The organism is Pseudooceanicola onchidii (assembly GCF_004959925.1).
Classification (GTDB): Bacteria; Pseudomonadota; Alphaproteobacteria; order Rhodobacterales; family Rhodobacteraceae; genus Pseudooceanicola; species Pseudooceanicola onchidii.
This window is the reverse complement of record NZ_SPUW01000003.1, coordinates 167,758-191,481: the sequence shown is the minus strand read 5'-3', so window position 1 is coordinate 191,481 and position 23,724 is coordinate 167,758. Positions and strand designations below refer to the sequence as shown.

The 23,724-nt window shown below is 65.4% G+C and carries 22 protein-coding genes; 4 read left to right on the top strand and 18 right to left on the bottom strand.

What is annotated here, in order from left to right; genetic code table 11:
• Positions 1-29: 29 nt before the first annotated feature.
• The 3 genes from E4S58_RS13875 to E4S58_RS13865 are packed head-to-tail and all read right to left on the bottom strand — an operon-like array spanning position 30 to position 3,800.
• On the bottom strand, positions 30-1,559 hold the full coding sequence (locus E4S58_RS13875) for a catalase (protein ID WP_136637036.1): 1,530 nt from the start codon (positions 1,557-1,559) through the stop codon (positions 30-32).
• Between the two features lie 58 nt (positions 1,560-1,617).
• Positions 1,618-3,141 carry a cryptochrome/photolyase family protein gene (locus E4S58_RS13870; RefSeq protein ID WP_136637034.1) on the bottom strand — a complete coding sequence of 508 codons (1,524 nt, stop codon included), beginning with the start codon at positions 3,139-3,141 and terminating at the stop codon, positions 1,618-1,620.
• Positions 3,135-3,800 carry an SDR family oxidoreductase gene (locus E4S58_RS13865; RefSeq protein WP_136637032.1) on the bottom strand — a complete coding sequence of 222 codons (666 nt, stop codon included), beginning with the start codon at positions 3,798-3,800 and terminating at the stop codon, positions 3,135-3,137. The genes E4S58_RS13870 and E4S58_RS13865 overlap by 7 nt, the downstream gene beginning before the upstream one ends.
• A gap of 297 nt (positions 3,801-4,097) precedes the next feature.
• On the opposite strand from E4S58_RS13865, the gene E4S58_RS13860 reads away from it, so the two are divergent.
• Positions 4,098-5,669, top strand: coding sequence for a 2-isopropylmalate synthase (locus E4S58_RS13860; RefSeq protein WP_136637031.1), 1,572 nt, complete (start codon positions 4,098-4,100; stop codon positions 5,667-5,669).
• A 149-nt stretch (positions 5,670-5,818) separates the two neighbouring features.
• Positions 5,819-6,184: a hypothetical protein gene (locus E4S58_RS13855; RefSeq protein ID WP_136637029.1), complete on the top strand. Its 366-nt coding sequence runs from the start codon at positions 5,819-5,821 to the stop codon at positions 6,182-6,184.
• Positions 6,185-6,249: 65 nt separating this feature from the next.
• Here the strand turns inward: E4S58_RS13855 and E4S58_RS13850 are convergent, their stop codons facing one another.
• Genes E4S58_RS13850 through E4S58_RS13825 form a run of 6 tightly spaced genes read right to left on the bottom strand, consistent with a single transcriptional unit; the run spans position 6,250 to position 12,782 of the window.
• Positions 6,250-7,182, bottom strand: coding sequence for a 2-hydroxyacid dehydrogenase (locus tag E4S58_RS13850; protein WP_136637028.1), 933 nt, complete (start codon positions 7,180-7,182; stop codon positions 6,250-6,252).
• On the bottom strand, positions 7,182-8,321 hold the full coding sequence (rodA, locus tag E4S58_RS13845) for a rod shape-determining protein RodA (protein WP_136637027.1): 1,140 nt from the start codon (positions 8,319-8,321) through the stop codon (positions 7,182-7,184). The genes E4S58_RS13850 and rodA overlap by 1 nt, the downstream gene beginning before the upstream one ends.
• Positions 8,318-10,258, bottom strand: coding sequence for a penicillin-binding protein 2 (mrdA, locus tag E4S58_RS13840; protein WP_136637026.1), 1,941 nt, complete (start codon positions 10,256-10,258; stop codon positions 8,318-8,320). Before mrdA ends, rodA begins: the two co-directional genes overlap by 4 nt.
• On the bottom strand, positions 10,255-10,803 hold the full coding sequence (locus E4S58_RS13835) for a rod shape-determining protein MreD (RefSeq protein WP_136637025.1): 549 nt from the start codon (positions 10,801-10,803) through the stop codon (positions 10,255-10,257). Before E4S58_RS13835 ends, mrdA begins: the two co-directional genes overlap by 4 nt.
• A complete protein-coding gene (gene mreC / locus E4S58_RS13830) occupies positions 10,796-11,713 on the bottom strand; it encodes a rod shape-determining protein MreC (RefSeq protein WP_136637024.1) in 918 nt (305 codons plus the stop codon). The genes E4S58_RS13835 and mreC overlap by 8 nt, the downstream gene beginning before the upstream one ends.
• Positions 11,714-11,735: 22 nt before the next feature.
• Positions 11,736-12,782, bottom strand: a complete 1,047-nt coding sequence (locus E4S58_RS13825; RefSeq protein ID WP_136637022.1) for a rod shape-determining protein — start codon at positions 12,780-12,782, stop codon at positions 11,736-11,738.
• Positions 12,783-12,957: 175 nt separating this feature from the next.
• On the opposite strand from E4S58_RS13825, the gene E4S58_RS13820 reads away from it, so the two are divergent.
• Positions 12,958-13,734, top strand: coding sequence for a 23S rRNA (adenine(2030)-N(6))-methyltransferase RlmJ (locus E4S58_RS13820; RefSeq protein WP_136637021.1), 777 nt, complete (start codon positions 12,958-12,960; stop codon positions 13,732-13,734).
• Here E4S58_RS13820 and E4S58_RS13815 read toward each other — a convergent pair.
• From E4S58_RS13815 to E4S58_RS13795, 5 genes are all read right to left on the bottom strand, one after another.
• Positions 13,731-14,387 (bottom strand): N-acetylmuramoyl-L-alanine amidase, encoded by a 657-nt coding sequence (locus tag E4S58_RS13815; RefSeq protein WP_136637590.1) that lies wholly within the window; start codon positions 14,385-14,387, stop codon positions 13,731-13,733. The genes E4S58_RS13820 and E4S58_RS13815 overlap by 4 nt on opposite strands.
• Positions 14,388-14,476: 89 nt before the next feature.
• A complete protein-coding gene (locus E4S58_RS13810) occupies positions 14,477-15,286 on the bottom strand; it encodes a hypothetical protein (protein ID WP_240789564.1) in 810 nt (269 codons plus the stop codon).
• Between the two features lie 22 nt (positions 15,287-15,308).
• The gene (gatA, locus tag E4S58_RS13805) at positions 15,309-16,796 is read right to left on the bottom strand and encodes an Asp-tRNA(Asn)/Glu-tRNA(Gln) amidotransferase subunit GatA (RefSeq protein WP_136637020.1); all 1,488 of its coding nucleotides are present in this window, start codon (positions 16,794-16,796) and stop codon (positions 15,309-15,311) included.
• Positions 16,793-17,080, bottom strand: coding sequence for an Asp-tRNA(Asn)/Glu-tRNA(Gln) amidotransferase subunit GatC (gene gatC, locus E4S58_RS13800; RefSeq protein ID WP_136637019.1), 288 nt, complete (start codon positions 17,078-17,080; stop codon positions 16,793-16,795). Before gatC ends, gatA begins: the two co-directional genes overlap by 4 nt.
• 40 nt (positions 17,081-17,120) lie before the next feature.
• A complete protein-coding gene (locus E4S58_RS13795) occupies positions 17,121-17,798 on the bottom strand; it encodes a ceramidase domain-containing protein (protein WP_136637018.1) in 678 nt (225 codons plus the stop codon).
• Positions 17,799-17,863: 65 nt separating this feature from the next.
• On the opposite strand from E4S58_RS13795, the gene E4S58_RS13790 reads away from it, so the two are divergent.
• Entirely contained in the window at positions 17,864-18,547 is a 684-nt protein-coding gene (locus tag E4S58_RS13790; protein ID WP_136637017.1) for a metal-dependent hydrolase, read from the top strand.
• A 375-nt stretch (positions 18,548-18,922) separates the two neighbouring features.
• Here the strand turns inward: E4S58_RS13790 and E4S58_RS13785 are convergent, their stop codons facing one another.
• The 4 genes from E4S58_RS13785 to coaBC are packed head-to-tail and all read right to left on the bottom strand — an operon-like array spanning position 18,923 to position 23,723.
• Positions 18,923-20,944 (bottom strand): M3 family metallopeptidase, encoded by a 2,022-nt coding sequence (locus tag E4S58_RS13785; protein WP_136637016.1) that lies wholly within the window; start codon positions 20,942-20,944, stop codon positions 18,923-18,925.
• A 24-nt stretch (positions 20,945-20,968) separates the two neighbouring features.
• Positions 20,969-22,042 carry a HesA/MoeB/ThiF family protein gene (locus E4S58_RS13780; RefSeq protein WP_136637015.1) on the bottom strand — a complete coding sequence of 358 codons (1,074 nt, stop codon included), beginning with the start codon at positions 22,040-22,042 and terminating at the stop codon, positions 20,969-20,971.
• Positions 22,042-22,503, bottom strand: coding sequence for a dUTP diphosphatase (gene dut, locus E4S58_RS13775; RefSeq protein ID WP_136637014.1), 462 nt, complete (start codon positions 22,501-22,503; stop codon positions 22,042-22,044). The genes E4S58_RS13780 and dut overlap by 1 nt, the downstream gene beginning before the upstream one ends.
• Positions 22,500-23,723, bottom strand: a complete 1,224-nt coding sequence (gene coaBC, locus E4S58_RS13770) for a bifunctional phosphopantothenoylcysteine decarboxylase/phosphopantothenate--cysteine ligase CoaBC (protein WP_136637013.1) — start codon at positions 23,721-23,723, stop codon at positions 22,500-22,502. The genes dut and coaBC overlap by 4 nt, the downstream gene beginning before the upstream one ends.
• Position 23,724 lies beyond the last annotated feature (1 nt).

Here is a 23,724-nt window from a genome sequence, read left to right as displayed (position 1 = left end):
CCCTCCCCTCTCTCATCATCCTGACAGCCTCACTCCGCCGCCAGCTTCCGTTCCACGCTCTCGGCCGACGCCAGCCCCTCGGCCTTGGACTCTCCGCCCAGCTTCTCGCGGACGCCGGCCTCGATCTGCTGGCCGACCTCGGCGTCGATGTTTTTCCAGTACTCAAACGCTCGGACCAGAACCTTTTCACTGACGCCATCGCACAGGTGCCCGACCACGTTGCCGACCAGTCGCTCGCGCATCGCGTCGTCCATGACCTCGCGCACCAGCGCGTGGGCCTGGCTCCAGTCGTCGTCATCCTCGCGCAGGGTGTAGGCCGACCGCTGCATCTCTCCGTCGGTGTACCAAACGCCCGCCTCGTGCGGCGATGGTTGCGCGGCGGGGCCGCCGTAGGAGTTCGGCGCATAGACCGGGTCCGACACGGGCATCGTGCGCCCCGCCCCGTCCTTGGAATAGGAATGCACCGGCGCCTGGGCGCTGTTCACCGGGATCTGCTTGTAGTTCACGCCCAGCCGCGCGCGATGTGCGTCGGCGTAGGAAAAACCCCGCGCCAGCAGCATCTTGTCCGGCGACAGGCCGACGCCCGGCACCATGTTGTTGGGCTCGAACGCGGCCTGTTCGATCTGGGTGTGGAAATCGGTCGGGTTGCGGTCCAGCACCATCCGGCCGACCTCGATCAGCGGGTAATCGGCGTGCGGCCAGACCTTGGTCAAATCGAAAGGATTGATCCGGTAAGTCTTGGCGTCCTCAAAGGGCATGACCTGCCATTTCAGCGTCCAGCTGGGGTGGTTGCCGTCCCGGATCGCGTCGAAGAGATCCCGGCGGTGATAATCGCCGTCCGTGCCTGCCAGCTTGTCGGCCTCCTCCTGGCTCAGATAGGCGTTGCCGTCGCCCTGATCGGTCATGAAGTGGAACTTGACCCAGAACTTCTCGCCCTTGGCATTGACCAGCGAATAGGTGTGCGAGGAATAGCCGTTCATCTCGCGCCAGGTCTTCGGAATGCCCCGGTCGCCCATCAGATAGGCCACCTGGTGCGCGCTCTCGGGCGACAGCGTCCAGAAATCCCACTGCATGTCATGATCGCGCATATCATTGTCGGCACGGCGTTTTTGGGACCGGATGAAGTGCTGAAACTTCATCGGATCGCGGATGAAGAAGACGGGCGTGTTGTTGCCCACCATGTCGAAGTTGCCCTCGTCGGTGTACATCTTGACCGAGAAACCGCGCGGATCGCGCCAGGTGTCGGGGCTGCCGCGTTCGCCCGCCACGGTCGAGAACCGAGCAACCAAGTCGACCTTGGCGCCGGGCTGAAAGACCGAGGCCTTGGTGTATTTCGACACGTCGTTCGTGACCTCGAAATAGCCAAACGCTCCGCCGCCCTTGGCATGAGGCTGGCGTTCGGGGATCCGCTCGCGGTTGAAATTCGCCATCTGCTCAAGCAGGTAGTGATCGTTCAGGACAATCGGGCCGTCGGGGCCGACGGTCAGCGAATGTTCGTCGCTCTGAACAGGGATACCGGCATCGGTCGTGGTCGGGGGAACGCGGGTGTCGCGTGTCATGGCATGGCCTCTCTGTGGGGTGGTCTCACGACCAACCCGGCCCGGCCCGGAATGTTCCTTATGGATAGCCCGTCGGTTCGGCCGCGATGAAGGCCTCCGCCTCCTCCAGGATCTGGTCACGCTTGGCCTTGTCCATCTTGTCCCAGGATGAATACACGACCCCCATCCGCCGGTTGCCCTCGAACCTCTCGCGATGCCGGTCGAGGAAGTGCCAGTAGAGCAGGTTGAACGGGCACGCCCCCTCGCCCACCTTCACGTCCGGCTTGTAGGCGCAGCCCTCGCAATAGTCCGACATCTTCTTGATGTAATTGGCCGAGGACACATAGGGTTTTGACGCCACCACGCCCCCGTCGGCCCATTGCGACATGCCGATCGTGTTCGGCGCCTCGACCCATTCAAACGCATCCGCATAGACCGACAGATACCATTCGTGCACCTGCGCCGGGTCCGCCCCGAAAAGCAGCGCAAAGTTCCCGGTCACCATCAGCCGCTGGATATGGTGCGCATAGGCCAGATCATGGGTCTGGCCCACGGCGGCCCGGATGCAGGCCATCTCCGTCTCGCCGCCCCAGTAGGACGCCGGAAGATCGCGGTCATGCCCCAGCTCGTTCTGCGCGGTATAGTCGGGCCCCTTCAGGAAATAGATCCCCCGGATGTATTCCCGCCAGCCAAGGATCTGCCGGATGAACCCCTCGGCCGAATTGATCGGCACATCCCCGTCGCGATAGGCGGCCTCGGCGGCCTCGCAGACCTCGCGCGGGGACAGCAACCCGATGTTCATGTAGATCGAGATCAGCGCGTGATTCAGATACGGCTCATCCAGCAGCATCGCGTCCTGGTAATCGCCGAACTCCGCCAGCTGGGTCTTGACGAAATGGCTCAGCGCGCGCCGCGCCTGCCCCTGGGTGACGCCGAAGGTAAACCCAGCCAGAGACCCGAAATTCCCGCCGAACCGGTCGCCCACCATGGCCAGCACGCCCTCGGTGATCTCGTCCGGAGTGAATTCCATCGGTTTCGCCTGCAGCATGGAGCGTTGCGCGGGCTTGCGGTTCTGTTTGTCGTAATTCCACTCGCCCCCGGCCGGATCGTCCGCGTCCATCAGGACCCCGGTGTTGCGCCGCATCTCGCGATAGAACCATTCCATCCGCAGCTCCCTGCGGCCTTCGGCCCAGTCGCGGAAGCGGTCGATCGGGCACAGGAACCGGTCGTCCTCCACCAGCCGCACCCCGACGGGGCAGGCCTCGAGCGCGTCGATCAGGCGGAATTCGCCGGGACGGACGGCCACGACCTCCTCGGGCTGCACGTCCTGATGCACCTGCATGAGCGCACCGCAGATCGACTTCGGCCCGTCCTCGTCCAGCCGGAAATAACGCACGTCCCAACCATCTGCGCGCAGATCCTCGGCAAAGTGCCGCATCGCCGACAGGATCAGCGCGATCTTCTTGGGGTGATGCGGCACATAGCCGGTCTCGTCCGCAACCTCGGCCATCACCACAATGTCCCGCTCCGGATCACCGTCGCGCAGCACCGCCAGATCGGGCGACAGCTGGTCCCCCAGCACAAGGATCAAGCGCCTCACCATTCCACGCGCTCCCCCTTCCAGTCGAAGAACCCGCCAATGTCCTCCGCTGTCAGCCCCCCGACGACCGACAGCAGATGCTCCGCCGCCGCCTCCGGTGTCACCGCCGGATGCCGCCCCAGATATTTCTTGGTCAGATCCGACTGCACCGTGCCCGGATGCAGCGCCACCACGACCGCCTCCTTATGCGTCCGCCCCAATTCAATCGAAGCACCCCGCACGATCTGGTTCGCCGCCGCCTTGGCCGCGCGATAGGAATGCCAGCCGCCCAGCCGGTTGTCGCCGATCGACCCGACCCGCGCCGTCAGCACCGCACAGACCGACCGACCGTCACGCGGCATGAGCCGCCCTGCCTCGCGCAACACCAGCGCAGGCCCGATGGCGTTCAGCGCGAACTGCGCCGCCATCGCCTCGGCCTCGATATCCCGCAAGGCCTTCTCCGGTCCCGCCCCGCCGATCTCCAACGCACCCGTCGCCACCAACAGAAAATCGAACGGCCCCTCGAGGGCCCCCAGCACCCGCGCCACCGACGCGCCATCCGTCACGTCCAGCCCGTCGCGCGACCGCGACAGGCCTACGACCTCGACACCATCCGCCCGCAACCGCGCCGCCACGGCCCCGCCGATGGCCCCGCTGTCGCCTATGATCAAAGCTCTCTTCATGATGGCAATACGTGGCGCGCCCCCGCCCCGGATCAAACCCGGGCCTTCATCTTGCCGGAAATACTCCCGCCGGAGGCAACATGCTGCCCTGCAGCATGTTTCCCGGGTTTTCATCGCGCGGAACCCGCGTTATATCCCCACCCATGGAAACCAAAGGGCATATCATCACGACCGCACGCGCCCCGCGCGGCGTCGCCCTGTGCCTACTCCTAATCCGCCTCTGAGCGTGCCCTCCCGGCGCGTCCGCTCAGAGGTATGCCGTCACGCGCCATGGCTTTAGGAGAAACGAGAGATCCCATGAACACGACATCCAAACAGGACCACGTCCTGATTTTCGACACGACCCTTCGCGACGGGGAACAATCCCCCGGTGCCACCATGACCCACGAGGAGAAGCTGGAAATTGCAGCCATGCTCGACGAGATGGGCGTGGATGTGATCGAGGCCGGCTTTCCGATCGCCTCGGAAGGCGACTTCAACGCCGTCTCGGAAATCGCGAAGAATTCGAAGAATTCGGTGATCTGCGGCCTCAGCCGCGCGAATTTCAAGGACATCGACCGCAACTGGGAAGCGATCAAGCACGCCGCCCAGCCGCGTATCCACACCTTCATCGGCACCTCGCCGCTGCACCGCGCCATTCCGAACCTGACGATGGACGAAATGGCCGACCGCATCCACGAGACGGTCACCCATGCCCGCAACCTCTGCGACAACGTGCAGTGGTCGCCGATGGATGCGACGCGGACCGAACATGACTACCTGTGCCGTGTCGTGGAAATCGCGATCAAGGCCGGCGCCACCACGATCAACATCCCCGACACGGTCGGCTATACCGCGCCCCGTGAATCCGCCGACCTGATCCGGATGCTGATCGAAAAGGTCCCCGGCGCGGACGAGATCGTCTTTGCGACCCACTGCCACAACGACCTCGGCATGGCGACGGCCAACAGCCTTGCCGCGGTCGAGGCCGGCGCCCGCCAGATCGAATGCACGATCAACGGTCTGGGCGAACGCGCGGGCAACACCGCGCTGGAAGAAGTCGTCATGGCCCTCAAGGTGCGCAACGACATCATGCCGTTCAGCACCGGCATCGACACGACGAAGATCATGAAGCTGTCGCGCCGCGTCGCCACCGTTTCAGGCTTCCCGGTGCAGTACAACAAGGCCATCGTCGGCAAGAACGCCTTCCTGCATGAATCGGGCATTCACCAGGACGGCGTGCTCAAGAACGTCGAGACGTTCGAGATCATGAAGCCCGCCGACATCGGGCTGAACGAAGACAACATCGTTCTCGGCAAGCATTCGGGTCGTGCGGCGCTGCGCTCGAAACTCGAAGGGCTCGGCATCGAACTGGGCCAGAACCAGCTCAACGATCTTTTCGTGCGGTTCAAGGACCTCGCCGACCGCAAGAAAGAGGTCTACGAAGACGACCTCTGGGCGCTGGTCCGCGATGCCGAGGATGAAACGCCGGACCGGCTCGACCTCAAGGATCTCAAGGTCGTCTGCGGCACCGGCGGCCAGTCCGCCGACATGACCCTGATGGTCGACGGCACCGAAAAGCGGGCCGAAACCACCGGTGATGGCCCCGTCGACGCCTGCTTCAACGCGGTGAAAGAGCTTTTCCCGCATAACGCCAAGCTTGAGCTTTACCAGGTCCACGCCGTCACCCAGGGCACCGACGCCCAGGCTACGGTCAGCGTGCGCCTGAACGAAGACGGGCGCATCGTGACCGGCCAGTCCGCTGACACCGATACCGTCGTGGCCAGCGTCAAGGCCTACATCCACGCGCTCAACCGCCTGCTGGTGCGGCGCGGCAAGGTGGGCGAAGGCGCCGACACGCGGGAAATCAGCTACAAGGACGTCAGCTGACCCAACCGCCGACATGTCATACTGAAAGGCCCGGCCCCGCGTCGGGCCTTTTCATTGCCGCAACGCAGCAGTCGACAGGTTGGCCACTTTGAGCCGGGCCGGGGAATGCCCATCTTCCTTGCTCAACTTGCCTCACTGAAAGCCATGCCATGACCGCACGCCTGATCCCCGCCCTTTCGCTGCTTGCCGCCACCGGCCTTGCCCTGCCAGCCTTGGCCGAAACGCGCCTGACCGAGGTTCGCGATCGCACGCCCCTGCCCGGCTTCGGCATCAATTCCGACATCGCCGAGGATCTGGACGTGATTGATGCCAACGGCCGCACGATAGGCGAGGTCTCTCGGGTCGTGGGCCCGGACCGCAACACGGCGCAGGCACTGGTCGTGGAATTCGAGGACTACCTGATCAAGTCGCGGGACGAGGAAAGGCTTGTGCAGCTGACCGACGTGACCTTCGATGGCAGCACCTTTGTTCTGGGCAACGTGGGCGATCTGACCGCCCTGCCCATGTCCCGCTGATCAGGTCCCGCTGATCACATCACACCGACCCATGGCCGTCCGGCGTACAGACGCGCGGGCGGCGATCAGTACCCCTGATCGCGATCGACAAGGTGCAGGAAGGGCTCATCGGCCTCGCCCCGCCGGATGTTTTCCACCACCACCCGCGCGGCCGAAGCCGCCCGGGTTTCCGACGCGATATGTGGCGTGACCGTCACGCGGGGGTGCGCCCAATAGGGGTGATCGGCGGGCAGCGGTTCGACCCGGAAGACATCCAGCGTCGCGTGGCGCACATGGCCACTTTCCAGCGCCGCCAGCAACGCGTCGTCGTCGATCAGCGGCCCGCGCCCCGGGTTCACGATCACCGCCCCTTCGGGCAGTTTCGAAAGGGCCGCGGCATCGATCAGGTTCACGGTGCCCGGCGTCTTGGGCAAGAGCAGCACAAGGATCTGCGCGCTCGACAGCGCCTCGTCCAGGCCTTCGTCGCCGCTCAGCATCGTCACGCCATCCACGGCCTTGCCGCGTCGGCTCCAGCCGGTGACCGGAAAGCCAAGGCCGACCAGCGCCTGCGCACAGGCCGCCCCCAACTCTCCCATCCCGAGGATCGTAACCGGGCGGTCCGACGCCAGCGGCGGCACGTACCGATCCCATGTGCCGTCCTGCCGGGCCAGCGCATAGTCGATGTCCAGATGATGGCGCAGCACGTGCCCCGTCACCCATTCCACCATGCCCTGCGTCAGCCCCGGATCGACCATGCGCGCCAGCGGCTGGGTCAGCGTGGCATTGTTGGTGATCCCCTCGACCCCGGCCCAGAGGTTCAGCACGGCCTTGCAGCGGGTGTAGGGCGTGAAATCCTGCAGGTCGCTGTCGGGGGCATAGACGATATAATCGACCTCGGCCGGATCAAGATCGAGCGACAGGTTGGCGTCGATCTCCGCTTCGGCCAGCCCTTCGCGCAGGGGCATCTGGTAGTCCTGCCAGCGCGCGGCACCGGCGGCGAAAAGGATATTCAAGGTCATCAGCGGGGCCTGTGGACATGGGCGCTTTGCACCAACCCGAAGCCTGCCAGCAGGACGAGCATGGCGGAACCGCCGTAGGAGACAAGGGGCAGCGGCACGCCGACGACCGGCGCAAGGCCCATCACCATCGACATGTTCACCGCGAAGAACAGAAAGAAGGTCACCGCGATGCCAAGCGTCAGGATCGAGGCAAAGCGATCCTTGTTGGTCAGCGCCGACTGCACGCAGAAGATGATGATCAGCGCGTAGAGCGCCAGCAGCGAAAACGCCCCGACAAAGCCGAATTCCTCGGCCAGCGTCGTGAAGATGAAATCGGTGTGCTTCTCCGGCAGGAAGTTCAGACGTGACTGTGTGCCCTGCATGAACCCGCGCCCGGTCCAGCCGCCCGAACCAAGCGCGATCTTGGCCTGGGTGATGTGATAGCCGGCGCCAAGCGGATCGTTCGACGGGTCGATGAAGGTGTCGATCCGGCGGAACTGGTAATCCTTGATCAGCTGCCAGTCGGTGCCCCGCGACTGGAACACCGCCGCAACCGTGCCCACCCCGGCCGAGACGACAGCGGCGAAATAGGCCCAGTGGACCCCGGCCATGAACATCACGGCCCCGCCGCCGATCATCAACAGCAGCGCCGTGCCCAGGTCGGGCTGGCGCAGCACCAGGTAAGTTGGCACGAGGATCAGCACCACGGGAAGGATCACCCACAGCGGCCGCGAGGTCTTGTTCAGTGGCAGCGCGTCGTAATAGGCCGCCAGCACCATCACCAATGTGATCTTCGTCAGCTCGGACGGCTGCAGGCGCATGAACCCGATGTCGATCCAGCGCTGCGCCCCCATGCCGACGGCGCCGAAGAATTCGACCGCCAGCAGCAGGACGAGCGAGCCGAGATAGGCCACCACCGACAGGTTGCGCCACAGCCAGATCGGCACCATGGCGATGAACATCATCACCACCATGCCCAGCACGAACCGCTTCATCTGGGGTTCGGCCCAGGGCGACAGCGACCCGCCGGCCACCGAATACAGCATCAGGAAGCCAAAGCTGGCCACGGCGATCAGCAGCACCGTCAGCGGCCAGTTCAGGTACAGCACCTTGCGGATGCCGCTTGGCGTTGTCTTGACGTTATATTCCAGAAAACTCATGCGCGGCTCTTCAGCGACCCGGTGTCGGGCGCATAGTCCCGCATCCTGGATTGCAGTTCGCGCGCGCGGGCGCGGTCCTTCTGCGGATAGGCCTCGAGCGGAGGTTCGCCTTCATAGAGCGCCTGCAAAGTGATGTCGCGCGCGACCGGCGCCGCGACCGACGATCCGCCGCCACCATGTTCGATGACCACCGCTACGGCGATACGCGGGTTGTCCGAAGGCGCGAAATCGACAAACAGCGCATGGTCACGCCGTTCCCAGGGCAGGTCGGCGTTGGATCGAACGCCCGCCGCGCGTTCCTTGGCGGTGATGTTGCGCACCTGGCTGGTGCCGGTCTTGCCAGACATCCGCATCTCTTCCGCGATGATCCGGCTGCCATAGGCCGTGCCCTTGCGGTTGTTCACGACCGAGAACATCGACCGCCGCACCTGGCGCAGATGGTTTTCGTTCAACCCAAGGCTTTCGCCCGCGCCCTCGGGCTGTTCGATGCCGTTGATCTTCTTGATCAGCCGCGGCGACACCGCCCGACCAGACGCGATCCGCGCCGTCATCACGGCCAGCTGCAGCGGGGAGGCCAGCACATAGCCCTGCCCGATCGACGAGTTCACCGTGTCGCCGATGACCCAGTCCTGTCCGCGCGCCTCGCGTTTCCACTGCTTGGTCGGCGCAAGCCCCGAGGCCACGGCGGACATCGGGATGTCGATCCGTTCACCCAGCCCAAGACGGCTGGCCATGGCGGTGATCTTCTCGATCCCCAGTTCCAGAGCGAGCTCGTAGTAATAGACGTCGCAGCTTTCGCGCAGCGATTTTTCAAGGTTCACGTGCCCATGGCCCGCCCGCTTCCAGCAATGAAAGCGGCGGTCCGAAACCTCCAGGTGCCCGGGGCAATAATAGGTGTCCTCGGGCCCGATCATCCCGTCTTCCAGCGCGGCCAGAGCCACCACCATCTTGAAGGTCGACCCGGGTGGGTAGATGCCCTGCACCGACTTGGCGGCCAGCGGGCGATACTTGTTTTCGGTCAGGGCCTTGTAGTCGGAAACCGAGATGCCCCGGACAAAGAGGTTCGGATCGTAGGACGGCGCCGACCCGATCGCCAGAAGATCGCCGTTGCGGACGTCCATGACGACCGCGGCTGCGCTTTCGCCTTCCAGACGCGCCTGCACATAGGCCTGAAGGCGGGCGTCGATGGTCAGCTGCAGGTTCTCGCCCTGCTGCCCTTCGCGCCGGTCCAGTTCGCGCATCTCGCGGCCGACGTGATTGACCTCGACCCGACGGGCGCCGGCCTTGCCGCGCAGGTCATCTTCAAGCTTGGATTCCACACCGACCTTGCCCAGCTGGAACCGGGGGATCAGCAGCAACTGGTCCGGCGCCTCGAGCTTCGACAGGTCATAGTCCGACACCGGCCCGACATAGCCGACCACATGGGCGAAATCCTCGTCCTGCGGATAGGCGCGGGTCAGGCCGACCTCGGGCGTGACGCCCGGCAGCGCGGGGGCGTTCACCGCGATGCGGGTCACGTCGTCCCAGCTGACCTGATCGGCGATGGTCACGGGAAAGAAGGGCTGCGTCCGCTTCAGTTCCGCCCGGGCGCGTTCGACCTCTTCGGGATCGAGGGTGATCAGCGATTGCAGACGGTCCAGAACCATGTCGACGTCACCCGCGTCCTCGCGGGTCAGCGTGACGCGATAGGACGGATCGTTCACGGCGATGGCGATGCCGTTGCGATCAAAGATCTCTCCTCGGGCGGGCGGGATGAGCCGGATGTTGATCCGGTTCTCTTCGGCCAGCAGCCGGAACTTGTCGGCCTCGTCCACCTGCATGTACCGCATCCGCAGTGCCAGAAGCCCCATGAACCCGGCCTGCATGCCGCCCACGATCAGCGCGCGGCGGGTCATCTTGCGGTTGCCTTCGGCTGAATCCTTGTTGGGTCGCTTCATATCCGATGCCCCAAAGTATCCACTTCACCCGGCGCCACGCGCCGCACCCCAAAGAGGGCCACGCCCCCCAGCACCATCAACGGATAGGCCAGCGCCGTCGCCAGCAATTGCGACAGGGCAAGCAGCAGCGGCGCCTGCGGGATCACGAACAGCGCCAGCACCACCCGATAGCCGATCATCACCGCGACGATGCCAAGCGCGGCGGTCAGCCACTCAACGGTAAAGGGCAGCGTGCGCAACCCTTCGGACCGGCCGCGCAGCATCTCGGACACCACGACCGTCAGCCCGGCCATCAGCCCCGGCGGGCGCTGCAGCAGCAGATCCGCCAGCACCATCGCCACCGCCACCACGGCCGGCGGGACGTATTCGGGGCGGCGCAGCGCAAAGACGAAGGTCAGCAACAGGATCATGTCGGGCCCGGCGAAGGCGCGGGGCTGGGTCTGCAGCGGCAAGAGCTCCAGCAAGAGGATGCCAAGTGAGATCAGGACATAGACCGCCCGCATCGACCAGACGCGCGCCGGGGATATGGCGGCATGTTCAACCATCGCCCGCCCCCGCGTTCGACAGGTTCACGCCGTCCTGCGCCTCGGAGTCCAGTTCGGGTTCGATCAGGCTGCCGGGGTCGCGAATCTCTTCGGTTCCCAGATGCCGCAGCACCCGCAGGTATTCGAGCCGTTCGAAATCCGCCGCAAGCCGCACACGAAGGCGGCCCCCGGGATCCTGCGCCACGCGGCCGACCAGAAGGCCTGCCGGAAACACGCCACCATCCCCCGAGGACACAACGCGGTCCCCCGGGCGCACCAGTTCGGGCGCCTCGAGAAAATCGATCGGCGGCCCGGCCGAATTGTCGCCTTCGATCAGCGCCCGCTGCCCCGAGGGCTGAATGATCACCGGCAGGCGCGACGACGTATCGGTCAAGAGCAGCACCCGCGCGGTCTTGTCCCCCACTCCGGAAATCCGCCCCACAAGCCCGATGCCGTCCATCGTGGCCCAGCCGTCGACGATCCCGTCCCGTGCGCCGACGTTCAGCAGAACCGACTGCCGGAAGGGCGACCCGCTGTCGGCCATGACGACGCCGGTCACATGGGTCAGCCGCGGATCCAGCCGCACCTTGTTCAGGTCCAGAAGCCGGGCGTTTTCCTGTTCCAGCTGCAGCGCGGCCTCTTTCCAGGCCTTCATCTGCTGCAGTTCGCGCCGCAGTTCCTGGTTCTGCTGGTGGATGCGCGTATAGCTCTGGAAATCCCGCAGGATGTTCAGCGTGCCGTTGACCGGGGCCATCGCCCAGTCGAACGACGGCACCACCTGGTCGACCACCTGCGCGCGGAACCGTTCCACGCGGGGGCTGTCGATCCGCCAGACCAGAAACAGGCCGAAGAGCGCAAGAATCACCACGCTTGCCAGAAGACGGCGGAGCGGTGTGAGATAGTCTTCTTCCTGTCTGCGGTCCTTTGCCAAGTGGGCCCCTTAGCGCAGAGGGTTAGCTGTCGTAGTCGATCGCGTGGCGCAGAAGCTTTTCGTATTCCAGTGCCTTGCCGGTGCCGAGCGCCACGCAGTTGAGGCTCTCGTTCGCGATGGACACGGCCAGGCCGGTCTGTTCGCGCAGCGCGAGGTCAAGATCACCCAGAAGCGCGCCGCCCCCGGTCAGCATGACGCCCCGGTCCACGATGTCCGCCGCCAGATCCGGCGGGGTGGCTTCCAGCGCGGTCATGACCGCTTCGCAAATCTGCTGCACCGGTTCGGAAAGGGCTTCCGCAACCTGCGCCTGCGTTATCTCGGTTTCCTTCGGCACACCATTCAACAGATCGCGACCGCGGATGTGCAGGCTCTCGCCGCGCCCGTCGTCGGGCATCCGTGCGGTGCCGATGGTGGTCTTGATCCGCTCGGCGGTGGATTCGCCAACCAGCAGGTTCTGCTGACGCCGCAGGTAGCTGATGATCGCTTCGTCCATGCGGTCGCCACCGACGCGGACGGACCGCGCGTAGACGATATCGCCAAGCGACAGGACCGCCACCTCGGTCGTCCCGCCGCCGATATCGACGACCATGTTGCCGGTCGGATCGGTGATGGGCATGCCTGCTCCGATCGCCGCCGCAATGGGTTCGGCGATAAGGCCGGCCTTGCGGGCGCCGGCCGACAGCACCGACTGACGGATCGCACGCTTTTCGACCGGGGTCGCACCGTGCGGCACGCAGACGATGATCTTGGGCTTCGAGAAGGTCGAACGCTTGTGCACCTTGCGGATGAAGTGCTTGATCATCTCTTCGGCCACGTCGAAGTCCGCGATCACGCCTTCGCGCATCGGGCGGATGGCCTCGATCGTGCCGGGGGTCCGGCCCAGCATCAGCTTGGCGTCCTCACCGACCGCAAGAACCTTCTTCACGCCGTCCTTGACGTGATAGGCCACGACAGAGGGTTCCGACAGGATCACACCCTTGCCTTTCACGTAGACCAGAGTATTCGCAGTCCCCAGATCGATCGCCATGTCAGAGGAGATCAGCCCCGGTAGTTTGTCCCAAAATGCCATCGTCGAAGTCGTCCTGCCAAATAGCCTCTCACGTCCGCGACTCGGGCAGGCGCGGACCGTTCGCCCTTTTAACGACCCTCACGGAAGGGCGAAAGTGCTGCCACGTGCAAATCAGCGTCATTCCGCCCGGACAGGGGTGGTCAGACGCCCCGGAAATGTTGGAATACTGCAAGTCATGCTCTCTTATCAGCACCTTTATCACGCTGGAAACCCGGCCGATGTTCACAAACATGCAATTCTCGCATGGATGCTGAGACGGGCGTCAGAGAAGCCAAAACCCCTGTCCTACATCGAAACGCACGCCGGTCGGGCGCTATATGACCTGTCCGCGGCCGAGGCCCTGAAGACCGGTGAAGCCGCCGCCGGCGTGGGTCGGATGCTGGCGGATTTCGCCCCCGACCACCCCTTCCGTGAGGCCGTGGAGGCCGCCCGGACCGAAGCCGGAGCGACCGCATACCCCGGCTCTCCCTGGATCGCGGCACACTGCCTGCGACCCGAAGATCAGATCCATCTGGCCGAACTTCACCCCCGCGAACACGCTGCCCTGCGGCAGTCCATGCGCGGCAAGGCCAAGGTGCATCTGTCGGACGGGTTCGACCTGGCCCAGTCGCTGACGCCGCCGGACCCGCGCCGGGGCCTTCTGCTGATCGACCCGAGCTATGAGATCAAGACAGACTACGACACCATCCCCAGGTTCATCCGGCAGGTGCATCGTGCCTGGAACGTCGGGATCATCGCGCTGTGGTATCCGATCCTGAAGGACGGCCGGCACAGGGACATGATCCGCACGATCGAGGCCGCCGACCTGCCAAAGACCGTCAAGAGCGAGGTCACCTTCCCCCCCGTGCGCGAGGGGCACGGCATGGTCGGATCGGGCATGATCGTCATCAACGCGCCCTTCGGCCTCGACGACGAAGCGGCGGCGCTGTCGCGGATGTTCGCGAGGCTTTAGGCCGTCGCATCCCGCGCGACGGGAAACCGCGTGGCGATGTCGCGCGCGATCCGGCAGTCCTCGGCATCCAGATCCGTCCGCGCCTCGGCCATCCAGGGCCGGAACCGCAGGCGGAACGCCCAAAGCAGCAACGCCTCGGGTTCGGACACTTCGGGCGCGCGGTAGCCTATCGTTTCAAGATCCTCGGCAAAGCGCGCAGCATCGACGCCCTGCCCTTCCCCCGGCTGGGGCCAGACCGCCAGCCGTCCAAGCGCCAGCCTGCGCCAGTCGAACCGCCCCCCCGGGTCGGACTTGCGATGCGGCGCCATGTCGGAATGTCCGATGACCCGTTCGGGCGGGATCGACCAGCGTTCAAGGATACCTGCCAGAAGATCCTCAAGCGCCGCCATCTGCGGTTCGGGATACGGGTGGTGGGCGGTATTGGCCAGTTCGATCCCGATCGAGCGGGAATTGACCTCCTCGACATCGCCCCAGGCGCCCAGCCCCGCGTGCCAGCCGCGATCCCCCTCGTCGACCATCTGCCACAGCTTCCCGGTCTCCGAGATCAGGTAGTGACACGACACCGGCGGCAGCCCTTCGGGCGGGTCGGTGTCGCACAACCGATCCAGCGCGGCGCGGGCGCTGACCATGGCCGTGTGATGCACGATCACCATGTCCGGCCCGCCGCCGTGGCGACGGTCGTTGATGTTGGGGGACGGGTGCCAGCAGGCCCCGGGGTGCCGGAACCGGCGCACGGGCAAGATCAGCCGCCCGCCGCCTTGCGGAAGGGCCGCGGATCCCAGGAACAGGCAAAGCCGTCCCCATCCGGATCGACACCCTTGCGGTCCCGTTCAGGCCCGCCGTTCTTGAGGAAATCGGTCTGCGCCAGATCGGGCGAGGCATAGCCGGCGCAGGCGCGCTGGTATTTGCCGTCCGACGCCAGCAGGCTTGACCGGCGGTACTGCGCGTTGCCCGGGTTATGCGTGGTCTGCAGCGCATAGGCCACGATGTTGGGCCCCGTGTCGGTCCGCGTCGGCAGCGCCTCGGGCTGGACCTGGGTATAGGCCGCCCGGTTGCGTTCGATCAGCGCCGCGTCCTGCGCGATGGACCGCTGTTCGTCCACCGCCGAGAAATCATTCTCGCGCGAGATCCCGGCCGAGTTCACGGCGACGGGCGGCGGGTTCGACGGGCTGGCCTGCAGCGGTTCGCCCGCGCCCTGCCCCATGGGCAGACCGGCAGGCTGGTTCGCGGCGTCCAGCGCCGCGCGGGTCTGGGCCGCGATGCCTTCGGGCGTGTCGGCATCCGGTGCGGCCGAGGCCATGGTGGTCCCGGTGGCCGACAGGGGTTCGGACGAAATTGCGCTGGCGGCGGGCAGCGATTGAACCGACTGGCCCGACAGCTGCGCCTCGCGCTGGCGCTGGTATTCGGCATAGTCCCCGAACCCCACACCTGCACCGCTGTCCGGCACTGCCGGCTGACAGGCTGCAAGGCCGATCAGGGCCAGAACCGGCAGCCCGCGCCGCCATTGGGAAGTCATGATCATCGGATCGCCACTCGCTGCTCTGCCGGACATCGCCGGTCTCGTTCCCGTCAGCCTACCACCATTTCGCAGGCTTCGCCACAAAGCCCGCGGCGGTTTCCAGCGCATAGGCCGTGTTCAGAAGATCGCCCTCTTCCCACGGCCGCCCGATCAGCTGAAGACCAAGCGGAAGCCCTTGTTTGTCTAGGCCCGCAGGCACGGCGATCCCCGGCAGACCCGCCAGGTTCACGGTGACTGTGAAGACGTCGTTCAAATACATTTGAACCGGATCGGCATCCGTCATCTCGCCCAGACAAAAGGCCGCCGACGGCGTCGCCGGGGTCAGGATCGCGTCCACACCCTGGGCGAAGGCGTCTTCGAAATCCTTCTTGATCAGCGTCCGAACCTTGCGCGCGCGGTTGTAATAGGCGTCGTAGAAGCCCGCGGACAACACGTAGGTGCCCACCATGATGCGGCGCTGCACCTCGGATCCGAAACCCTCGGCGCGGGTCTTCTCGTAAAGCTCGGTGATGCCGTCGCCCTGCGCCAGCTTGGCGCGGTGGCCATAACGCACACCGTCATAGCGGGCCAGGTTCGAGGACGCCTCGGCCGGCGCGATCACGTAGTAAGCCGGCAGCGCGTACTTGGTGTGCGGCAGGCTGATGTCGACGATTTTGGCGCCTGCATCGGCCAGCATTTCCTTGCCCCGCGTCCAGAGATCCTCGATCTCCTGCGGCATGCCGTCCATGTGGTATTCCTTGGGGATACCGATGGTCTTGCCCCGGATGTCACCGGTCAGCGCGGCCTCGAAATCCGGAACCGCCAGTTCGGCCGAGGTGCTGTCCTTTGGGTCATGCGAACACATCGCCTGCAGCATGATCGCCGCATCGCGCACGTCCTTGGTCATCGGCCCCGCCTGGTCGAGCGAGGAGGCAAAGGCCACCACACCCCAACGCGAACACCGCCCGTAGGTCGGCTTGATCCCCACGGTGCCCGTGAAGGCGGCAGGCTGGCGGATCGACCCGCCTGTATCCGTGCCGGTCGCCGCAAGACAAAGATCCGCCGCCACCGCCGACGCCGACCCGCCGGACGACCCGCCCGGGGTCAATGCCGCGTCGGATCCTTCGCGCCGCCAGGGGTTCACCGCGTTGCCGTAAACCGAGGTTTCGTTGGACGAGCCCATGGCGAATTCGTCCATGTTCAGCTTGCCCAGCATGACCGCGCCTGCGTCGACCAGGTTCTGGCTGACGGTGGATTCATACTCGGGCAGGAACCCTTCCAGGATCCCCGACGCCGCCTGAGAGGCGACGCCCTTGGTGCAGAACAGGTCCTTGATGCCCACGGGGATCCCGCACATGTCGGGCGCATCGCCCGCCTTGATCCGCGCATCCGCCGCCGCCGCGCGGTCGCGCGCGATCTCGGGTGTCTTGTGGACAAAGGCGTTCAGCGCATCGGCCGCGTCGATCGCCGACAGGCAGGCTTCGGTCAGCTCGACGCTGGTCACATCACCCTTGCGCAGCGCGTCCCGCGCGCCCGCAATCGTCAGTTTCGTCAGATCGCTCATTCCACCACCTTCGGCACGGCAAAGAAGCCTTCGCGCGCATCGGGCGCATTCTTAAGAACAGCGGCCTGCTGGTCGCCGTCAGTCACCACGTCCTCGCGCCGCTTCAGCCGCATCGGCGTGACGCTCGTCATCGGCTCCACGCCCTCGACGTCCACCTCGTTCAGCTGTTCGATGAAGCCGAGGATGGTGTTGAATTCCTGTGCAAGCGCCGGCAGATCGGCCTCTTCGACCTTGATCCGGGCCAGCTTTGCCACGCGGGCGGCGGTGCCTTCGTCGATGGACATGCGTCCCCCTCTCTTCAGGGTGTCTTGAATCCGGGCCGGTTTACCCCCCCGCGCCCTGCCCCGCAAGGTGCCCCGGCACGTGCCCGACCAGATGGCGACGCAGCACCTCGGCCATCCAGGCCAGCATCACGGCATTCAGTACGTGCCACAGGAAATGCGTGCCCAGGGGCCAGACCGCGCAAAGCGGATCGTCGAGGCTGCGGAAGGTCAGCGACACCGCCAGGATCGCCACGCCGATGCCCAACCCCCGGGCGACCTGCGGCAGGCGGTGCCGCAAGGCCACCGCGTATCCGGCGATCATGACCGGCACCGGCATGTAGCCAGCCGAAGCCTGCAGCCCCGGCACCGTGTTCGCCAGCGGGATCACGACCGCCGCCAGGGGAAAGAACAGCGCCGTCGCCCCCGCCGCCCGCAGGGGCGTCAGCTGCCAGAAATATCGGTTCGCGAAATGGATATACGCCAGCACGAAGATCAGGATCGGCAGCACGTCCGCCGCCCCCGTCCAGGGCAGCGCCAGCGTGTGCCACAGCCCCGATCCGATGCCGATCGCGAACAGGATCACCGCCAGCACCCGCACCGGCAGCACCCCGCCCGACCGCCGCCAGACCCAGAGCGCCGCGATCAGGAAGGCCAGGTTGGTCACGGCATTCCACGGCTCGGCCCACAGCCCCGGCCCAAGTCTTTCGCAATAGGCGTCGATCACCTGGCCGTTTTCCATGCCGCAAACCCTTTCCTTGGCCCGCTCTGGCGCTAGGCTAGGCCTAAGACATATGGAGGTTCCCCATGAAAATCACCTGGCTTGGCCATTCCGGCTTCAAGATCGAGATCGCGGGCGAAGTGCTGCTGATCGACCCCTTCCTGACCGGCAACCCGGTGTTCCCCGAAGACCGCAAGGCCGAAGCGACAGATGGCGTCACCGCGATCCTCGTCTCGCACGGCCACGGTGACCATGTCGGTGACGCGATGGAGACCGCGAAATCCGCGGGCCTGCCCGTCTACACGATGGTCGAACTGGCGGGCTGGCTGGGCTCCAAGGGGGTCGAGAACGTGACCGGCTTCAACAAGGGCGGCACCGTCAGCATCGGCGACGTCAAGGTGACGATGGTCCACGCGACCCATTCGTCCTCGACCCCGGACGGCGGCTATGCGGGCAGCGAGGCCGGGTTCATGATCGAAGGCGACGGCCACACGATCTACTTCTCGGGCGACACCGACGTGATGGCGGACATGAAGGTCTTCAACGATCTGCACCAGCCCGACATCGGCATCCTGTGCTGCGGCGGCCACTATACCATGGACATGCGCCGCGCCGCCTATGCCGCCAAGACCTTCTTCGATTTCAAGACCTTGATCCCCTGCCATTACAAGACCTTCCCGCTGCTCGAACAATCCGCGCAGCCGCTGGTCGACGCCCTTCCCGGCGTCAACGTGATCGAGGCCGAGGTGCTGGAACCCTTCGAGGTGTGATCCCTTCCCGGGTCGTGCAAAGGCGCGGGCCCCCCCGGCCCGCGCCGTTGCACGATACGCGATTGCACCGCTATCGCTGTCTGGAGACCATCTTTCAGCTGGGGCGCGGTGCCGAAGTTTTCCACCGCAAAACCCAGGTCATGGCTATTGAAATAGCACGCAGACCGCAGACAAGGCAAAGCGCCTTCCCAAGCGCGGGCACGTCCCTGACCACCCCCTTACGGCCTGGAACACCGAGCCTTTTCACATGCCCCCGAAGACCACACGCCCCGGCCCTGCGCCGGGGCGTCTTTTACGGAATCCCCGCCCAGACACGGCCCCGGTCGGAACCGCACCAGCCTCACCCGGTCCCGGCCAAAGGCCGGGCCACAGGGATCAGGCCGCCAGCCCACGTCCCTTCAAGAGCGCCTCAACGCCCGGCAGGCGGCCCCGGAACCTTTCGTAAAGCTCTGCCGCCTCGATCGACCCGCCTTTGGAAAGAATGTTCTCCTCCAAGGACTTCGCGACCTCGGGGTCAAACGCACCGCCCGCTTCCTCGAAGGCCGCAAAGGCATCCGCATCCATCACCTCGGACCACATGTAGGAATAATACCCCGACGAATATCCATCGCCCGAAAAGACATGCGCGAACTGCGGTGTCGCATGCCGCATCGGAATGGCCGAGGGCATCCCCAGACCGTCAAGAACCTCAGCCTGCTTTGCCATCGGATCCGCAGGCGCGGCGCCGTCGTGGAACTCCAGATCAACCAGCGCCGAGGCGACATATTCCACCGTCTGGAAGCCCATGTCGAAATTCGCAGCACCCAACACCTTGTCGAGCATGGCCTTTGGCATCGGTTCACCCGTGTCGACGTGGACCGCATACTTCTCAAGCACCTCGGGCACTTCCAGCCAATGTTCGAACAGCTGCGACGGCAGTTCGACAAAGTCCCGCGCGACCGAAGTGCCAGACACGCCTTCCCACCGGACATCCGACAGCATCTGGTGCAGCGCATGGCCGAACTCGTGGAACAGCGTCCGTGCGTCGTCATAGGACAACAACGCCGCCCGCCCCTTCGGCGGCTTGGCAAAGTTGCAGACGTTCACCACGACCGGCGTCTGCAGACGGGGTCGCACGGCCTGTGATCGGATCGCCGAACACCAGGCCCCCGACCGCTTGGTGCCGCGCGCAAAATAATCGCCCAGGAAGATCGCCACATGCGCGCCATCGCGCGTCACCTCGAACACCCGCACATCGGGATGGTAAGAGGCCATGTCGAGCTCCTTGAACTCCAGCCCGAACAACCGGTTAGAACAATCGAACGCCGCGTCGATCATCCGGTCGAGCTGGAAATACGGCTTCAACGCCGCTTCATCGAGGTCACGTTCCGCCTTCCGCCGTTTCTCTGCATAGTAGCGCCAGTCCCAGCCCTCGATCGCACCGTTGACGCCGTCCTGTGCCGCCATCGCGGACAGCACCTCCTGATCGGCCAGGGCCTGACGCTTCGCAGGCTCCCACACATCCATTAACAAACCGCGAACCGCCGCCGGATTTCCGGCCATCTCGGTATCCAGTTTGTACCGCGCGAAATTGTCGTAGCCGAGCAGCTTCGCCCGCTCTTCACGCAGCGCCAGGATTTCGGCCGCGATGTCGCGGTTGTCGGTTTCTCCTCCAAAAGCGCCGCGCGAAACCCAGGCCTTCCAGGCCTTTTCGCGCAATTCGCGTCGCGGAGAAAATTGCAGAAACGGAACAATCAAGGACCGTGAAAGCGTGATAACCGGCCCGTCCTTACCCTTTTCCTCACCCGCGGCCCGTGCGGCATCGATCAGGAAATCCGGCAGCCCCTCAAGGTCCGCCTCTGTCAGATCCATCGACCAGTCCGACTCGTCCTTCAGCAGGTTCTGCGTGAAAGAGGTCCCCAGTACCGCCAGCCGTTCCTTGATCTGCTTCATCCGGTCAGCCTCGGCCCCCGTCAGCGCCGCACCGGACCGCACGTAGCCACGATGCACCAGGAACAACTGCCGCGCGTCCTGATCATCCAGCCCCAGATCGTCGCGCCGATCCCAGACCGCCTTGATCCGCGCATAGAGGTCGGGGTTGGCAGAGATCTCGGCGAAGTGCTTGGCCAACTTGGGGGAAAATTCCCGCTGCAGCTCCTGCCGCCGTGCTGTCGCGTCCGCCCCTGCCAGTGCAAAGAACGGCGACAGCACCCGGTCAAGCGCCTCGCCCGACGCCTCGAGCGCCGCGATCGTGTTCTCGAAATCCGGCGCGGCGTCGTTGGCCACGATTGCCTTGATTTCGGCATTGTGCGCCGCAAGCGCCTCGTCCAGCGCGGGTGCGAAATCCTCGTCGCCGATGCGGTCAAAGGGCGGCAGGTCGAAGGGCGTGTCCCAGGGGGCGAGAAGCGGATTGGTCATGCGTGGTCTCCTTTGTCCGGAAACCTATGCCTTGCCCGCCGCCTCCGCCAGTCCCGCACCATGACAAACCGGGCAATCCGCACGCGGTTTCACGCGAATTTTCCGGCTTTCCCCCCAGAGCGCGTCGTAGATCATCATCTCGCCCCGCAGGGCGGCGCCCGCGCCGGTGATCACCTTCACCGCCTCGACCGCCATCATCGATCCGACGACCCCCGGCAGCGGCCCGATCACCCCGGCCTCGGCGCAGGAGGGCGCCAGGCCGGGCGCCGGGGCTTCGGGAAAGACGCATTGGTAGCACGGGGCGCTATGTGCCGGATCGAAGACAGACACCTGCCCTTCCCATTGCGTCAAGGCCCCCGAAATCAACGGCTTGCCCAAGGCCACACAGACCCGGTTTGCCAGATACCGGGTGTCGAAATTATCGGTCCCATCCAGCACCAGGTCATAGTCGCCGATCAAGGCCTCGGCCTCTTCGGCGATCAACCGCCGCGCATAGGGCCGGACCTCGATGAAGGGGTTGATCGCGCGCATTCGGTCCGCTGCAGAATGGGCCTTCGGCCGCCCGATATCCGCATCCCCGTGGATCACCTGCCTCTGAAGGTTGGTCCCGTCGACCGCGTCATCGTCGATCACGCCAATCGTTCCGACACCCGCCGCGGCCAGGTACATCAGCGCGGGCGATCCCAGCCCCCCGGCCCCGATCACCAGAATTTTCGCTTGTTTCAGCTTGACTTGACCGGGTCCGCCGACCTCTCGCAGAACGATGTGTCTGGCATAGCGGCGCAGCTCCGCATCACGGAACGGGCCTTCTGTTTGTCCTGCAGCCGCATCCACCTCGCGCAGCTGAGCCTTCGTGCGCAGGCCCTTCAGCAGCCACCGATAGGCACCGGCCAGAACCACGAAACCGCCCAGCATCAGCCAGGGCGCGGCGCTTCCGCCTGTCCGGGCGCGCAGGGCATGACCTTCGGGAAGCACCAGATGCGCCAACACCACGCCCAGCCAGACGACTGCGATCCCCCAAAGGCGCAGCGACACCGGCGTCCGGGTGACGATCCCGGCCCCCCAGATGACGGCAGCGATCAGAAGGACCAGACCCATCAGCCGCGCCCGGTCGACCCGAAACCGCCCGCCCCGCGTGCGGTATCATCCAGCTGGTCCACAAGGGAAAACCCCGCCTGCAGCACCGGTGCCACCACGATCTGGGCGATGCGATCCCCATGCGCGACAGTAAAGGGCTCGGCCCCGAGGTTGATCAGGATCACGCCGACCTCGCCGCGATAATCGCTGTCGATAGTTCCCGGCGTATTCACCAGTGTGACCCCGTGTTTCAGCGCCAGCCCCGAGCGGGGCCGCACCTGAACCTCGTACCCCTGCGGGATCGCCATCCGCAGACCGGTCGGGATCAGCGCCCGCGCTCCGGGCTCAAGCACCACGGCAGCGCGGTCCGCAAAATTCGCGCGGATGTCCGCTCCGGCAGAACCGGCGGTTTCATACGACGGAAGCGCTACATCAGCGTCCGCACCCTCGACCCGTACGATCTGAACCGTGACCCCCTTCATCTTGCCCCAAGTACTCCCGCCGGAGGCATCCCGAGCGCCGCCGCGATCCTGTCTGCCAGCCGGTCTGCGACCTCCTGCTTACCCATGCGCGGCCAGTCCTCGGACCCCGCGTCGGAAATCAGGATCACCGCGTTTTCCGACCCGCCCATGATGCCGGTTTCCGGCGACACGTCATTTGCCACGATCCAGTCACAGCCCTTGCGGGCCCGTTTCGCGGTAGCATGGGCCACCACATCGTCGGTTTCGGCCGCAAAGCCCACGACCAGCCCCGGCCGCCCCGCGTCCATCTGCGACACGGTGGCAAGGATGTCGGGGTTCTCCTCGAACTCCAACACCGGCAGCGCGCCCTTTTCCTTCTTGATCTTCGATTTCGCTTCGCGCGCGACGCGCCAGTCGGCCACCGCCGCCGCCATCACCGCCGCATCGACCGGAAGGGAGGCCGTCACGGCCTCAAGCATCTCGCGCGCGGATTGCACGCGGATCACCTTGACGCCCTCAGGCGGCGGCACGTCTGCGGGCCCGGTGACGAAGATCACCTCTGCCCCCCGCGCGGCCAGCGCCAGGGCAATCGCGGTGCCCTGTGCCCCGGAGGACCGGTTGGCGATATAGCGCACGGGATCAATGGGTTCATGGGTCGGCCCCGATGTCACCAGAACCCGTTTCCCCTTCATCGGACCATCCATCAGCCTGGCCTCGATCGCGGCCAGGATCTCGGCCGGTTCGGACATGCGTCCGGGGCCATATTCGCCGCAGGCCATGTCACCGTCGTTCGGCCCGACAAAGCCGACACCGCTGGCGCGCAGCCAGCCGACGTTGCGCTGGACCGACGGGTGCTGCCACATGCGCACGTTCATCGCGGGCGCCATCAGGACTTCGGTGTCCGTGGCCATCAACAGGGTCGAGGCCAGATCGCCCGCAAGACCGCCCGCCACCTTGCCGATCAGGTCGGCCGTGGCCGGGGCGACAACAATCAGGTCGGCGGATCGCGACAGCTGGATGTGGCCCATCTCGGCCTCGTCCGTCAGATCGAAGAGTTCGGAGTACACCTTGCCGCCCGCAAGCGCCGCGACGGACAGGGGCGTCACGAATTCCGACGCCGCCCCGGTCATCACGGGCACGACCCGGGCGCCGCGATCCCGCAGTCGCCGGATCAGTTCCAGCGATTTGTAGGCCGCGATACCGCCGCCGATGATCAGAAGAATGGTTTTCCCCGAGAGCATC

What these genes read in the sequence shown, in the direction of transcription:
- gatC (WP_136637019.1), bottom strand. Translation starts at nt 17,080, where the DNA reads ATGTCCATCGACGAAGGCACCGCCGCCCGCGTGGCAAAGCTGGCCCGG.
- E4S58_RS13795 (WP_136637018.1), bottom strand. Translation starts at nt 17,798, where the DNA reads ATGGAAAACGGCCAGGTGATCGACGCCTATTGCGAAAGACTTGGGCCG.
- gatA (WP_136637020.1), bottom strand. Translation starts at nt 16,796, where the DNA reads ATGAGCGATCTGACGAAACTGACGATTGCGGGCGCGCGGGACGCGCTG.
- E4S58_RS13835 (WP_136637025.1), bottom strand. Translation starts at nt 10,803, where the DNA reads ATGGTTGAACATGCCGCCATATCCCCGGCGCGCGTCTGGTCGATGCGG.
- E4S58_RS13875 (WP_136637036.1), bottom strand. Translation starts at nt 1,559, where the DNA reads ATGACACGCGACACCCGCGTTCCCCCGACCACGACCGATGCCGGTATC.
- E4S58_RS13815 (WP_136637590.1), bottom strand. Translation starts at nt 14,387, where the DNA reads ATGGTGATCGTGCATCACACGGCCATGGTCAGCGCCCGCGCCGCGCTG.
- E4S58_RS13825 (WP_136637022.1), bottom strand. Translation starts at nt 12,782, where the DNA reads ATGGCATTTTGGGACAAACTACCGGGGCTGATCTCCTCTGACATGGCG.
- E4S58_RS13870 (WP_136637034.1), bottom strand. Translation starts at nt 3,141, where the DNA reads ATGGTGAGGCGCTTGATCCTTGTGCTGGGGGACCAGCTGTCGCCCGAT.
- E4S58_RS13810 (WP_240789564.1), bottom strand. Translation starts at nt 15,286, where the DNA reads ATGTCCGGCAGAGCAGCGAGTGGCGATCCGATGATCATGACTTCCCAA.
- E4S58_RS13865 (WP_136637032.1), bottom strand. Translation starts at nt 3,800, where the DNA reads ATGAAGAGAGCTTTGATCATAGGCGACAGCGGGGCCATCGGCGGGGCC.
- E4S58_RS13790 (WP_136637017.1), top strand. Translation starts at nt 17,864, where the DNA reads ATGAAAATCACCTGGCTTGGCCATTCCGGCTTCAAGATCGAGATCGCG.
- mrdA (WP_136637026.1), bottom strand. Translation starts at nt 10,258, where the DNA reads ATGAAGCGACCCAACAAGGATTCAGCCGAAGGCAACCGCAAGATGACC.
- E4S58_RS13850 (WP_136637028.1), bottom strand. Translation starts at nt 7,182, where the DNA reads ATGACCTTGAATATCCTTTTCGCCGCCGGTGCCGCGCGCTGGCAGGAC.
- rodA (WP_136637027.1), bottom strand. Translation starts at nt 8,321, where the DNA reads ATGAGTTTTCTGGAATATAACGTCAAGACAACGCCAAGCGGCATCCGC.
- E4S58_RS13780 (WP_136637015.1), bottom strand. Translation starts at nt 22,042, where the DNA reads ATGGGTCTGGTCCTTCTGATCGCTGCCGTCATCTGGGGGGCCGGGATC.
- coaBC (WP_136637013.1), bottom strand. Translation starts at nt 23,723, where the DNA reads ATGCTCTCGGGGAAAACCATTCTTCTGATCATCGGCGGCGGTATCGCG.
- E4S58_RS13855 (WP_136637029.1), top strand. Translation starts at nt 5,819, where the DNA reads ATGACCGCACGCCTGATCCCCGCCCTTTCGCTGCTTGCCGCCACCGGC.
- dut (WP_136637014.1), bottom strand. Translation starts at nt 22,503, where the DNA reads ATGAAGGGGGTCACGGTTCAGATCGTACGGGTCGAGGGTGCGGACGCT.
- E4S58_RS13785 (WP_136637016.1), bottom strand. Translation starts at nt 20,944, where the DNA reads ATGACCAATCCGCTTCTCGCCCCCTGGGACACGCCCTTCGACCTGCCG.
- E4S58_RS13820 (WP_136637021.1), top strand. Translation starts at nt 12,958, where the DNA reads ATGCTCTCTTATCAGCACCTTTATCACGCTGGAAACCCGGCCGATGTT.
- E4S58_RS13860 (WP_136637031.1), top strand. Translation starts at nt 4,098, where the DNA reads ATGAACACGACATCCAAACAGGACCACGTCCTGATTTTCGACACGACC.